At 32.3% G+C, this 13,604-nt stretch carries 14 protein-coding genes and 1 riboswitch; of the genes, 2 read left to right on the top strand and 12 right to left on the bottom strand.

The annotated features are described in order from the left end of the window. Nucleotides 1-181: 181 nt before the first annotated feature. The 3 genes from NK213_RS13470 to NK213_RS13460 all read right to left on the bottom strand — a co-directional run bounded on the left by NK213_RS13470 (nt 182) and on the right by NK213_RS13460 (nt 2,809). On the bottom strand, nt 182-442 hold the full coding sequence (locus NK213_RS13470; RefSeq protein ID WP_253349983.1) for a cysteine-rich small domain-containing protein: 261 nt from the start codon (nt 440-442) through the stop codon (nt 182-184). Nucleotides 443-571: 129 nt separating this feature from the next. After that, entirely contained in the window at nt 572-2,224 is a 1,653-nt protein-coding gene (locus tag NK213_RS13465) for a hypothetical protein (RefSeq protein WP_253349982.1), read from the bottom strand. A gap of 225 nt (nt 2,225-2,449) precedes the next feature. Continuing rightward, nucleotides 2,450-2,809 carry a hypothetical protein gene (locus NK213_RS13460; RefSeq protein ID WP_253349981.1) on the bottom strand — a complete coding sequence of 120 codons (360 nt, stop codon included), beginning with the start codon at nt 2,807-2,809 and terminating at the stop codon, nt 2,450-2,452. Between the two features lie 284 nt (nt 2,810-3,093). Between NK213_RS13460 and NK213_RS13455 the strand changes: the two genes are divergently transcribed. Then, a complete protein-coding gene (locus NK213_RS13455) occupies nt 3,094-3,654 on the top strand; it encodes an acetate uptake transporter (RefSeq protein ID WP_253349980.1) in 561 nt (186 codons plus the stop codon). A 24-nt stretch (nt 3,655-3,678) separates the two neighbouring features. Here the strand turns inward: NK213_RS13455 and NK213_RS13450 are convergent, their stop codons facing one another. The 9 genes from NK213_RS13450 to lysA all read right to left on the bottom strand — a co-directional run bounded on the left by NK213_RS13450 (nt 3,679) and on the right by lysA (nt 12,085). Next, nucleotides 3,679-4,128, bottom strand: a complete 450-nt coding sequence (locus NK213_RS13450) for a hypothetical protein (RefSeq protein ID WP_253349979.1) — start codon at nt 4,126-4,128, stop codon at nt 3,679-3,681. 30 nt (nt 4,129-4,158) lie between these two features. Next, nucleotides 4,159-5,205, bottom strand: coding sequence for a helix-turn-helix domain-containing protein (locus NK213_RS13445; protein WP_253349978.1), 1,047 nt, complete (start codon nt 5,203-5,205; stop codon nt 4,159-4,161). A gap of 376 nt (nt 5,206-5,581) precedes the next feature. Next, the gene (locus NK213_RS13440) at nt 5,582-5,923 is read right to left on the bottom strand and encodes a hypothetical protein (RefSeq protein WP_253349977.1); all 342 of its coding nucleotides are present in this window, start codon (nt 5,921-5,923) and stop codon (nt 5,582-5,584) included. A gap of 307 nt (nt 5,924-6,230) precedes the next feature. Continuing rightward, nucleotides 6,231-7,229, bottom strand: coding sequence for an aspartate-semialdehyde dehydrogenase (locus NK213_RS13435; protein ID WP_253349976.1), 999 nt, complete (start codon nt 7,227-7,229; stop codon nt 6,231-6,233). Nucleotides 7,230-7,283: 54 nt separating this feature from the next. Next, nucleotides 7,284-8,168, bottom strand: coding sequence for a 4-hydroxy-tetrahydrodipicolinate synthase (gene dapA, locus NK213_RS13430; protein ID WP_253349975.1), 885 nt, complete (start codon nt 8,166-8,168; stop codon nt 7,284-7,286). A 26-nt stretch (nt 8,169-8,194) separates the two neighbouring features. Further along, complete coding sequence (locus NK213_RS13425) at nt 8,195-8,632, bottom strand: hypothetical protein (protein WP_253349974.1); 438 nt, start codon at nt 8,630-8,632, stop codon at nt 8,195-8,197. Nucleotides 8,633-8,674: 42 nt separating this feature from the next. Beyond that, nucleotides 8,675-9,532, bottom strand: a complete 858-nt coding sequence (dapF, locus tag NK213_RS13420) for a diaminopimelate epimerase (RefSeq protein WP_253349973.1) — start codon at nt 9,530-9,532, stop codon at nt 8,675-8,677. Nucleotides 9,533-9,553: 21 nt separating this feature from the next. Beyond that, entirely contained in the window at nt 9,554-10,756 is a 1,203-nt protein-coding gene (locus NK213_RS13415; protein WP_253349972.1) for an aspartate kinase, read from the bottom strand. Nucleotides 10,757-10,777: 21 nt separating this feature from the next. Next, nucleotides 10,778-12,085 carry a diaminopimelate decarboxylase gene (lysA, locus tag NK213_RS13410; RefSeq protein ID WP_253349971.1) on the bottom strand — a complete coding sequence of 436 codons (1,308 nt, stop codon included), beginning with the start codon at nt 12,083-12,085 and terminating at the stop codon, nt 10,778-10,780. Nucleotides 12,086-12,174: 89 nt separating this feature from the next. Then, nucleotides 12,175-12,355: riboswitch (Lysine riboswitch) on the bottom strand. Between the two features lie 250 nt (nt 12,356-12,605). Here lysA and NK213_RS13405 point away from each other — a divergent pair. Beyond that, the gene (locus tag NK213_RS13405; RefSeq protein ID WP_253349970.1) at nt 12,606-13,157 is read left to right on the top strand and encodes a hypothetical protein; all 552 of its coding nucleotides are present in this window, start codon (nt 12,606-12,608) and stop codon (nt 13,155-13,157) included. The last annotated feature ends 447 nt before the right edge of the window (nt 13,158-13,604 follow it).

The raw sequence follows: 13,604 nt of genomic DNA, 5'->3' as shown, positions 1-13,604 counted from the left end.
GAACACTTTTCACTGCCATGCTTAAAACATATTTTTTTGTATTAATAAATTTATATCTTTTTTATCTTTGAATCTGTTATTATTTTCCATATTATTTCTTTTTATTTTCAATACTGCAAAATAAGAATTTCCCTTCTTCACAATTAATATTATATCACTTTTAAAAATTTTATTATATTGTTTATTTCTTTTTTACAGTTTCCATTATTATTTTCATCTTTTTTATAACATGCTCATATCCCTTATCTTTTACATGAGGTAATATGCAGTCTTCACAGGATTTTATACCGTTTTCCAGATATTTAAAATTCCCGCCGCATTCTTCCCCCAGCATATATAATGGACAAAAACAGAAAAGGCAGTTAAACTCCTCTTCATTCTTTAATTTATGACATGGAAAATATTCACATTTTTTATTTTGAAAAAACTTGTAATTTTTCATGATTATATCAATTCCCTCTTTGATTATGATACTTATTATATCATATTATAAACATTGTGTATTATTTTTCTGAATGCCTGAAAAAAGCATAAAAAAATCTGCCCGATATTTCAGGGACAGACCTGTTTATTATGAATTAAAATTATAAGTAAAATCGAGTGCTGCTTTTGGTTTCCAAGAACTGTAATGTTCTTTTTCTTCAGCATTTCCTCTATTGTTAACCACGAGCATCTGACTTCTGTTTAATCTTTCTATAAGATCACTTCTCAGATCCCAGTCATTTACAAGATATTTTTCATATTGTGCTTTTGGTATTATTTCGTCCAGATTTAATGTATTCCCCACACCATAATTCAAATAACTGTAAATATGTTTTGGTTTATTATCAATAATTCCTGATAGTGTATAATAACTTAATGACATATCCAAAGTATCAGATACTCTTATTTCCTCAGTTTCCTCTTCCAGTTCCCCAAGAAGATTAATAGAATTTTCTATTACTTTAGAATTATTTTCACTGCTTCCCGATAAGATATGACTGTTCATCGTTTCATATTCAGCTGCTTTTTCACTTTTTATCTTAGCATTCTGAGCTGATGCCGCTTCTTCGGAAATGCTTAAAAAATCTTTATCTTTATTTAAAAGCTTATTTTCCATAATAAAAGGCTCAAAGAATTCTATTCCGGAACCATGTAATGATATTACAAGATTTCCTTCAGAGTCAAAAGATGCCAGAGCTTCATTCAGCTGTGTACTCTTTTCTTTTTTGTCATTTCTATAACCCATATCATCTGCAGGTGCTGCATCAAATGTAAATCTTTCATAATCTCCTGCTGTTATCATAGGCTTTTCATTTACAAAATTTATTATATTTTCTATTACTTTATCATCTGATTTTATCTGATTCTTGTTTTCATAATTTATCCCGTAACCAATATAGTCATTATGATATTCCAAAATGTAATTTGTATCCGGCTGAATCTTTTCACCCAGTGTATTGTGAAAAACTACATTATCCGCATGTGCAGGCATAACTTTCACTTCACCGTTATTAAACCAGCTGTATCCGTCTTTTTCCGTACTTTCTGCACCGGAAAATACAACGTCTCCGTTTTTAAAATCGGCTGCGGCATCACTTACATAAATGCTGACAGGCTTATTGTATGCAGAATTCTCATCTGTAATTTCCCTGTCTTTTTTAGGTAATGTACTACCTTTTATATAAGCTTTTGCAGATACATTATTAAGTCTCATTCCGTCTGACAAAATTGTATTCTCAGAACTTTCGATTAATTCAAGATACGAATCCTTGTCGTCTCTTTCTAGACTTTTTTCTATTATCTGTACAAAATTGTCGTCAAAACTTTTTCTATCCCATCTTCTTTGTACGTTCGCTGCTAAGACTGACAAAATATTTTCTTTGTACTCGTCGTCATTAGCATTATAATTACTGTGAACCGGCTCGTCAGAATTCTGTCTCAGCATGTCATTTATGTCTCCATTAGGAAAATTCCCGGAAAACATTAACCATTCCAAGTACTCTGGCCTTTTTCGGCTGCTTTGAATATATATTTCTTTTAATTCAAGATTCTTGCTTACAAGCATTTCGTCGAAAAGCTTCTGATTTTCACTGCCTGCATTATCCGGCTTTGAATTTTTAAATATATTTTTATATAATCTGCTGTACGTGGTTTTCAACTTACCCGATATATTAGTAGTAGCTGAAACTAAAGAATTTATGGCGAGTAATAAAAAAATTATCATTTTTTTTCTTTTTTTCATACCATTCTCCCCATTAACTATTTATTTACTATTCAAAATAATGTTATTTGTTGTACTTTTAATGTATTACATTATATGTATACTAATTTAGTATATTATATAAAATACTGATGTATTAGTCAACTATTTATTTTACTGGAATTGAAAAAATTTTTTTTATATCTGCATGGTAATTTCTGTATTTTTTTATATAAAAAGGAAAAACTGCCCCAAAAGGCAGTCTCCTTATTTATCAAACAATACTTTTTCCTGTGTATTTTCAGCTTCTGCGCCAAGTTCCACCCTTCTCGGACTCAGCTCATATGATTTTCCGTCTTCATACTCTAATTCGGAAAATTCCGGACTTTTTACTACTTCATCATAAAGCGGTATACCGTCAACATAGAATGCATTTCTTTTATATTCATTATAATTTTCTGCAAGTATGCTTTGAAATGCTATGTGTTCCTGCATTTCAAAATATTCTCCTCCAAGTCCTTCTTTTCTTCCAAGTCTAAAATCTTTTTCTTCTTCATAATCCAAATCGGAAAACTCCGGGCTTTTAACCAATTCATCATATAACGGTATATCATTTTTTATTGCCATGATTATCCCTCCAATTTTTAAGATTATTTGTATATAAAAACTTATATTTTCAGTTTACCATATTTCCAAAATTTGTCAATCATTTTTTATATATATTTATTATATAAAAATCTTTAATAAAATTTATGTTTAGTTTTTCTTTTTATATTCCTGTAATATTTAATACTCTCCTCAAATTGTATATGTTTTTTATTTTTTTATACACTGTAAAATTCTTTTATTTACAATAAACATTTAATATGATAAACTCTTTAAGGATTTTATTTTTTTAAGAAGGAGCATAAATGGAAAGAATTATTAAAGATCAGACTGCAAATCCTGCCCCGCTGGGACTATTCGGATTTGCTATGACTACTATACTGCTTAATATACATAATGCAGGATTTTACCCTTTGAGTGTTATGATTATGGGTATGGGAATTTTTTACGGAGGAGCAGCACAGTTAATTGCCGGTTCTATGGAATGGAAAAAAGGTAATACTTTTGGTGCTGTAGCATTTAGTTCATATGGAGCTTTCTGGCTTTCTCTTGTATTTATATGGGCAGGTCCGGTACTGAAACTTCCTGCGGCTGATGCTGTATCTATGGGATTTTACCTTGGATTATGGGGACTTTTTACTGCTGCTTTATTTATAGGGACTTTAAAAGGAAATACTATAGGAAAATTAGTATTTGGTTCTCTTGCTGTTTTATTTTTCTTACTGGCAGCAGCTAATTTTTCAGGTAGTGAAACTATTCATAAAATTGCCGGTTTTGAAGGAATACTTTGCGGTGCATTTGCTTTTTATGAAGCTGCTGCAATAGTAATAAACGGTAAATTCGGAAGAAATGTTCTTCCATTATAAAAACAGCTTTATCAGCTGTTTTTTTTATTTCACAAAATGTACATATTCCACTTTTCTGTCTTCTGTAAATCCCATTTTCTTTGACTCATTCACCACTTTTCTCATGCTTACATCGCTGTCCACCAGCTTATCCCTGTATTCCAGACTATTTACCACTTTTTGCGTTTCAAATATCTTTGCATTCAGATCACCCAGTTCCAAGTTCAGATCCACTATCTCATAAAGAGCATTCATTTTGAAAATAGACACTCCCATAAATAAAACCGCATATACTGCAAGTACTATTATAAATTTATGTTTTTTCAGCTTTTCGGCTTGTATCATTGCCTTATACTTTTTTTCCTCTTCTTTTTGAAAATTATCATACCTTCTGATAATTTCAACTATAGGATTGACTATTTCTTCACTAAATTCGTAATATTCATCATATTCATAATTATACATGTATTCATAAAAGCTCTCTTTTTTATTCATTCTGCCTCCAAATGTGCATTTATATTAAATTTACTTTTTCTCGTCTATGAGACATAGAAAATCTTTTTCAAGCATATTCAGGAATTTTGCTCCTTTTTTATAATCAATATATTTTTCCAGAACTGCTTCTAAAACCATTTTTTTATATTTATCTGATTTTTCATTTTTTATCTCTGTTTCATCTGACGGCCCCTCTGATTTATCCTTTACATGATTATGAAGTCTTGTTTTCTCAGCTTCGGAAATAATCTTCAGGTCCCGGAGCCTTTTTATGATTATTGTCCCGGGAAGTCTGTATTTTCTGCACAGCTCATCCAGTTCAAAAAATGAAATTTTCTTTCTTCTTTCTCCTGTATCTTTGATTATCAGTTCTCTGCTCATTAAAAAAGAAGAAGCAAATTCATTATTAACATCTTCTGTATCTAAATCGGGATTCTTTATATCAAATACTATTCTGGCCAGTTCACTCGCAAGAAGATATCTCTGTTCTTCCTCTGTTTTCTCTTTTCTCAAAGTAACAAACAGATATTTTTCCTGTATGTATCCCTCCTGTGCACTAAAACCATCTACCGATTCAGCGAAAATAATTATAAGTCCGTTATTTTCAAGCAGTTCAGTCAGACTAAAGACTGCCATATTCCCGGCTCCCAGTTTCTCTCTTATGTTCGCTGCTTTCTCTTCTATATCTTCATGTGAGAATATTTCTTCCCTGTATTTTTCCGGATCAAATGACAAAAATCTTTCTTCGGGGAAGTATTCGAGCAGATTCGAGTACTTTTCCAGTTCTTCTTTAGCTATGTATTCGATAAGTTCTTTATTTTTCTTAGTTATTCTTTCTTCATCCCTGAATTCTATATTTTTTATATCAACCAGTGAGGATGTATCCAAAACAAGTTTTTGTGTCTTCACCTTAAATATTCTGGCCATCTTCCTTATCATCTGTTTATTGGGAGATAATAGCCCTTTTTCAAATTTATTCACTGCTGTATGAGAAACACCTATTTTCTGTGCTAAATCTCTGGTCGTAAGATTATTTTTCAGTCTGTTTTTTCTTATATTATCTCCTATAACACTCATGACTTACACCTTTTTAGTTTACATTATACATCATTATTAATTTTTTGTAAACAATTTTTATAAAAAAATCTGATAAATTGGTAAGTTTATCATTTTTCTTATTCATATCTCAAAATTTACGTTTTTGTTTGCTGGAAATACAGCAAATTAATAATAGTTTATTTATTTTGATGTTTTTTTATTTTCATATATTAAAAAAACAGTCTCTTAAAATCTGAAATTCCCCTTATCTGTCAGGCTTATCTGACTTTTGGGCATGTTTCACAAGAAACTGTTTTTAGTTTTAAATTATCTTAGATTATAAAAAATTCCGCATAAAATCTGATACTGCTTTCTAACTTTCTATTTTCACAGATTGCATAAACTCCTTCTGTTTTTATGACAACATCATATCGCTTATGCCGATATATTCATACATTGAATTTTTCATAATTTCATTCTGATTTTTGAAAGTATAATCTATCATTTCATTTTCATGCCCGTTTATCATCTTATAACCTTCTGATAATTCCAGCATTATCAAAGAATGTTTAAATAAATACACTTCTTCCTCTACTAATTTTTTTGCTCTTTCTGCTCCGTATTCTTTTACTAAATCTGCAATTTTCATATTTCTGTGATTATTCGGCAGTTTTATTCCTGACATCTTTTCTCTTATTTCGTTCACTTCCTGCTCAGTATAAAAATCTTTTTTCTCATATCCTGTCTCTATTTTCATAATTAATACCTCCGGTTACTTTTATATAGTTTTAGTGTGGTTTTCAGCTCCTTAGCCTTATATGAGACTAGTTTATCATTAAAAATAGAAATAAGCTAAGCCGGATAACTTTGATTATCAGAAATTTTCAAAATATCAATTTATGGATTTTTCGGCATTTAAAACAATATTTTTTATTTTTCTTCGTTTTTCTGCATTATTTATTTTTGGTATTTTTATTTGAAAAGCCAAAAACAAAAAGACACCTTCAAAAGAAAGATATTTTCCTCTTCTGATTAAGGTATCTTTTTTATTTTCCTGCTAAATTTTATACAATTTCTCTTTTTATTAATTCTTCTGCTATCTGTACTGCATTTGTCGCAGCACCTTTTCTGATGTTATCTGCTACAATCCATAAATTCAGACCATTTTCCACAGATTCATCACGTCTGATTCTTCCTACAAATACCTCATCTTTTCCTGCTGCTTCAAGAGGCATAGGATATACATTATTCTTAACGTCATCTTTTACTATAATGCCTTCTTTTTTAGCAAATGCTTCTGTTACATCTGCCAGATCAAAAGGCTTTTCCAGTTCCACATTTACTGATACCGCATGTCCCATTCTTACCGGTACTCTTACACACGTTGCAGTAACTCTCAGATTAGGAAGTCCCAGAATTTTTCTTGTTTCTTCCACCATTTTTATCTCTTCTTTTGTATAACCGTTATCTAAAAAAGAATCAATATGCGGAATAAGGTTAAAAGCAATCTTATGAGGATATCCTTTAGAATCTTCCCCTCTCAGGTTAGCTTCAAGATCATCAATTCCTTTTTGTCCCGAACCTGCTACTGCCTGATATGTGGAATATATCACTCTTTTCAAACCATAAAGTTCATCCAAAACTTTTAATGCCGGAATCACCTGTATTGTAGAGCAGTTTGGATTGGCAATTATCCCAGAATGATCTGCAAGAGATTCAGGATTAGCCTCAGGTACTACCAGAGGTACATCTTTATCCATTCTCCATACACTGCTGTTGTCTACTACTACTGCGTTTTTTGCGGCGAATTTAGGCCCGTACTCTTTGCTTGTTCCTCCGCCTGCTGAAAACAATGCTATATGAATATCATCCCTGATATTATCTTCATTTAGTTCTATTATTTCATATTCTTTCCCGTCAAACTCTACTTTCTTTCCCGCTGATCTTGCCGATGCGTAAAGATAAAGATTTTCTATGGGAAATTTTCTCTCTTTCAGCACTTTCAGGAAAGTCTGTCCCACCAGACCAGTAGCTCCTACCACTGCAACATTATATTTTTTCATTTCTATCCTTTCTCTCCATATGGAATTAATTTTTACTTTTATATTTTGTATCTTTTATTTTATTAATCCTTTTTTCAAAAAAAGTTCTTTTAATTTCTGATTGTTTTTTTCTTCCTGAGAAACCAGAGGAAGTCTTACACTGTCATTATCAATTAATCCCAGTATTTTCATAGCAGCTTTTACTGTAACAGGATTCCCCTCTATGAACATATTTCTGCTTATATCATAAAGCTTCGAATGTAATTCAAAAGCTTTATCATATGCTTTTTCTTCAAACGCCTTTATCAAATTGCACATTTCAGCAGGAAGAATATTTGCCACTACTGAAACTACACCTTTTGCCCCTATTGACAGCATCGGCAGAATCAGATGATCTTCTCCTGATAAAATAGCCAGTCTGTCTCCGCATAGTTCCTGTATTTTTATCATTTGCTCAAGGCTTCCTGTTGCTTCTTTTATAGCTACCACTTCTTCAAGATCAGTTAATTTCAGTACAGTTTCCGGCTCTATATTTACTCCTGTTCTCCCGGGAACATTATAAATCATTAAAGGAAACTTTGTAGCATCTGCTATAGCCTTATAATGTTCAAATATACCTCTTTGTGTGGGTTTATTATAATAAGGACATGTACTTAACGCAGCATCTGCACCGAGTGATTTTGCATATTCTGTCAGCTCTATGGCTCTTTTAGTATTATTCGATCCTGCACCTGCTATTACCTGTATCTTGCCCTTCGCTTCCTCTATTACCACTCTTATTACTTTTTCATGTTCTTCATATGACAAAGTCGGGTATTCACCGGTTGTTCCGCATGGTACTATTCCACTTGTGCCGTTTTCAATGTGAAAATTAACCAGTTCTCTGATTTTATCCTCATCTATCTCGTCATTTTTGGTAAAAGGGGTTATTAACGCTACATAAGAACCTTTAAATTCCATAATATCATCACTCCTATTCATAAAAATTAATATATTTTTCTAAACTCTCCTTTTTCAATTCTCCACCCCGGCCATTCCCCGTTTTCATACAGTTCGGGTGCTGAAGTATGGAGAGTGTAATATCCCTCATATAAGTGCTTTTTTCCTTTGTTATCTTCGGCAAACATTTTTACAGTATAGGTCACCCATCTGTTTCCTGCTCCTGCATCTGAATCTTTATACTTATAATATATGTCTATATGCTTTGTATCGGCATATCCTTTTTTCCATTTTTCAAAACCTGCTTCAGGCTGCGGCTTCCAATAATTCCATGCTCTCTGAAAATCTTTCATATTAAGTGCATTTTCAAATGAAAGCATCACATATTCAGGACTGCTTACATCATCATATTTACTTATTGTATCCGCTGATACGCTAATAATCATTGTGAGAAAAAATAAAATACAAACTATAATTTTTTTCATATCCAGCACCTCGATTACAAAGAATTTTGATAAATTTAAATACTATTCACCTTCATAATTATAATAACCTTCTGCTACTTTTTCACTAGGGCCTGTCATAAATGCCTCTTTCCCGTGTTCAGGATATTCTATCACAAGAGTTCCTCCGGGAACTTCCACATTTACTTTGCTGTCCGTCTTTCCGAGATAAGCAGTCAAAACCGCAGAAGCTGTGGCTCCTGTCCCGCATGCCAGAGTGAGACCCGCTCCCCTTTCCCATGTTGTTACTTTTATATTATTTTTATCTTTTATTTCTATAAAATTAGCATTTACTTTTTTAGGAAATAATTCAGTAAAGTTTTCTATTTTTTTCCCGGTACCTTCTATATCTACTTTTGAAAGGTCATCTGTAAATATCATTGAATGATCTGTCCCCATAAATATAAATGATATTTCTGTTTCTTCACCGTCTATCGTTATTTTTTCATTTATAAAATTATCTTTATCGGTATTTATAAGGTCTTTTACATCAAATACAGGTTTTCCCATATTTACTCTTGCAAAAAATGTCCCGTTTTCATCTGTATATGTATCCAGAATCATATCTCCCGGTATTGTTTTCACAGTAAACTTATCCTCTGTAATATAATTGTTATTTTTCAGATAATAGGCAAAACATCTTATCCCATTGCCGCACATTGGAGCCTGACTTCCGTCAGAATTATAATATAACATAAAAGGAATTCCATCTGTATATTTTAGTATGAGTATCCCGTCCCCGCCTATTCCAAAACGTCTGTGACATACTTTTTCGGCAAGTTTGCTATAATTTTTTATATTATTTTTTTCAAGTTCTTTTTCATCAAATACCACAAAGTCATTTCCAAGTCCGTGATATTTTTCAAATTTCAATTTTAACATAATATTTACTCCTCTGTAGGTTTATATTTCAAATTCTTTTGAAAGCAGAACTGCTACTTTTTCTTTGTCTACACCGTTAATAATCAAAGAAATACTTATCTCAGAAGTAGAAACCTGATGAAAGCTTATACTGTTTTCAGCAAGTATCTTAAATACTCTTGAAGCTATACCTATGTTGCTGATCATTCCTATACCTACCAGTGAAATTTTTACTACATCTCTGTTAACCACAGGTTTTATATCAGGAAGCGCCTCTTTTATTTCTGCTATTGTCTGCTCAAGCGCAGTCTCGTCAGTCTTCGGACATGTAAATGCCATACTTCCATGACTTGCAGTTACGTCATTCTGACTTATCATATCTATGTTTACACCGTTTTTTTCTGCTGCATTAAATACTATATAGACATTCTTTGCATAAGTAGGTATATTTTCTATATTTATCATTGCAGTATTTTCATTTATAGAAATACCGGTAATTAATTTCTTTTCCATACATTTCTCCTCTGCACATATTATAGTTCCGTTTTTCTCCCCCAGTGATTTCCCTACATATATCTCGACTCCGTATTTTTTCCCGAGTTCTACAGCTCTGGGTTCCATTACTCCTGCTCCGAGAAATGCCAGTTCCATCATCTCATCATATGAAATCAAAGGAAGCTTTTTAGCTTCTTTGTATACTCTGGGATCTATGGAATATATCCCGTCCACATCTGTATATATTTCACACTTTGCTCCTAAAGCCGCTGCAAGAGCCACTGCCGACGTATCAGAACCGCCTCTTCCCAGCGTAGTAACATCACCGCGTGAATTCACTCCCTGAAAGCCTGCCACTATTACTATTTTACCCTCTTTCAGCAGTTCATTTATCTTATCTGTATCCACAGAATCTATAACATTTTTAGTATGGTGTCCGGATGTTTTTATTCCTGCCTGTACACCAGTGAGAGAAATTGCATCATAACCCAGACTCTTCAGAGCTATGGCAAGAAGTGCAATTGTTGTCTGTTCCCCAGTGGACATCAGTCTGTCCAGTTCTCTTTTATCCGGATCTTTGGTTATCTCTTTTGCAAGACTTATTAATGCATCTGTTCTTTTTCCCATAGCAGAGACTACTACTATTACATCATGTCCCTGTTCCTTTACTCCGCCTAAATATTTTGCTATTTCCATTATTTTGTCAGTAGTTGCTACTGAACTACCGCCGTATTTATGTACGATTACCAAGGAAGTCCCTCCGTTTCATTATTATAAGTCAAATATAACATCATTTCTTACAAGATCGTCTAATGTCTCTCTTTTTACAGCAAGCTTAGCCTGTCCGTCTTTTACAAATATAAGAGCTGGTTTTGCGAATCTGTTATAGTTGCTTGACATAGAATAGCAATAGGCTCCTGTAGTAGGAACTGCCACTATATCTCCTATTTCTGCATTCTGCAGTTTTGCATTTCCTATTAATACATCTCCTGATTCACAGAATTTCCCGGCAAGAGTTACTTCTTTTTTGTCTTCATCTTCTAGTTTATTGATTATTCCGGCTTCATATTTTGCCTGATATAATGCTGGTCTTATATTGTCAGCCATACCGCCGTCGACAAAAACATAAGTTTTTCCTCCCACAGTCTCTTTAATTCCTCCTACAGTATACAATGTTGTTCCGGCATTTGCAACTATACTTCTACCCGGTTCTATATTCAGATTTTTAAATCCTATTCTGTATTTAATTTCCATAGCTTCTGTATATGTAATTACTTCTTTCAAAAGCTCGTCAAGCTTTGGCGGCTGATCTCCCTCAGCATAATAAACACCGAATCCTCCGCCCATATTTACTGTTTCTACTGCTATTCCCAGTTCTTCTTTCAGCTTGCTAAGATATTTGAATATTTCATCAAGTGCAAATATAAAGAACGCCGACTGAAAAATCTGTGATCCTATATGTGTGTGAAATCCTTTGAACTCCACATATTCACTGTCATCAAGTCTTTTCACTATATCAAAAAGGTTATCCTGAAATAATGATATTCCAAACTTTGAAGTCAGACCTGATGTTTTTATATATTCATGTGTATGGGCTTCAATTCCCGGATCTATTCTCAGAAGCACCGCCTGTTTTTTATTCTTATCTCTGCATATTCTTTCTATTTTTTCTATTTCATCTTCATTATCTATAACTATCTCTTTTATTCCATATTCTATAGCCATATTTAGTTCTTCCTCGGTTTTGTTGTTTCCGTGCATATGAACCCTGTCCATAGGAAACCCTGCTTTTATTGCTGTGTATAATTCTCCCGCTGATACTACATCCAGATCCAGACCTTTTTTATTTACGAGATTTACCATTCCTGTAGTAAGAAATGCCTTACCTGCGTAAGCTATCTGTGTATTGAATCTTTCTGATACAAAAGCTTCTTTCATTATATCAATAGTATCTTCAATAAGTTTCTGATCCATTACATAAAGCGGTGTCCCGAATTCTTTAGTTAACTCCCCCGTATCTATTCCGCCTATTTCAAGGTTTCCTCTTTCGTTAATTTTTGATGTTCCGAATAATTTCATATTTTTCTCCTCTCAAAAGTCATATATAAAAATGCTGATAGACTAGCCATCAGCAGATAAAATACTATTTATATAAAAGTATTGTATTTATACCTGATAGCTCAACACTACTGCTAATACAGCAATGACAGTCTTATGGATATTGTCCACAAGCCCAGCTGTAAAACTCGTCAAGTCCTCACAGCTTCGGCGGATACTCCTTTTGATTTACATCACAGACTGACAGTCTCAATAAATCTACTCTTAGTTTTCCGCGCCTCTATCTATTATTTTGTATAATTATAAACTATTTAAGGTAAATTGTAAAATAATTTTTTCATATACCTAAATTATATTTCATTTATGCTTGTATGATAATATTGTAGGATATCTTATCTGTACATTTCTTTTTCTCTGTGCTACACTTGGTTAACAGCTATAAATACTTATAAAGGGAAGCACTCAAATAAATTTATGAAAAATCTTTACAGGATATATGTTTTTAAAATAGAAAAAATTAATATTTAAACGAGGTGGTATTATGAAGATAACAATCAACGACATTCCATGGGAAAATCTGACTACTCCATATGGAAGAGGCACAAATATTCCAAAACTTATAGAGAACAGAAAATACAAAGAACTCATTAATCTTTTGGAACATCAGGAAACTTTGTGGCAGGTTACTCCATGGGGAGTGTACTTTCTTCTTGAGCAGCTGGAAGAAGATTTTGCAGCGGGAAAAACTGATTTTAGTTATGAACAGATGGAAATTTATGAATTAATTCTGATTTCTTACAAAAATGCTATTCAGAATGATTTTGACAAGTCCGAGATTTTTTCTGATCCTCTGGAACTTATTTCTGAAAAATATCTTTGGTATACTCCCGAAGATGATGATGAATTATACTGGGAAGAGGAATATCCTCCGGGATATGATGATATATCATTTTTGAATATTTATTACTATTCATGGAAATTCATAAATGATAAAGCCGAATTATTAGAAAAAATTAAGGATGCTACTGATTATGACGAGCTTAGGGACTTTTTGACGGGTATTCTTTTGGAATTGCAGGGGCTTTCGGTGTAAATTATGGCTTTTGTGCTTTTATTCATCCATAAAAAATAAAATATATAATTATAAATTAAAATATGAAGGGAGAATAATTTTTATTCTTTTCTTCATATTTTTTAGTAAAATTATTTTTCTCTTCAAATTCTATTTTTCTGATCATATTAAAATTCAGATTTTATATTATTTTATATTTTATCAAAGCAGTAAGCAATAAAGCTAAAATAGGTGTCAATATTGAATATATTATTAAAAAAATATATATAAATTTATCTGTTTTACTTAACTCCGATTTTCTTCTTAACCTTGGATAATACAACATGTATAGATTAAATAATAAAAAAATATGCGTAAACACTGTTATAAAAACTCCATATTTAAGATCAAAAAAGGGAGTGTGCAAGAAAGTCTGTAAATTAAATCTGATATAATAAAAGATTTGTTTTTCATATATTGATTTATCTA

The organism is Sebaldella sp. S0638 (assembly GCF_024158605.1).
Taxonomy (GTDB): Bacteria; Fusobacteriota; Fusobacteriia; order Fusobacteriales; family Leptotrichiaceae; genus Sebaldella.
The sequence above is the reverse complement of the archived record's forward strand: the minus strand, read 5'-3'. Positions and strand labels throughout refer to the sequence as shown.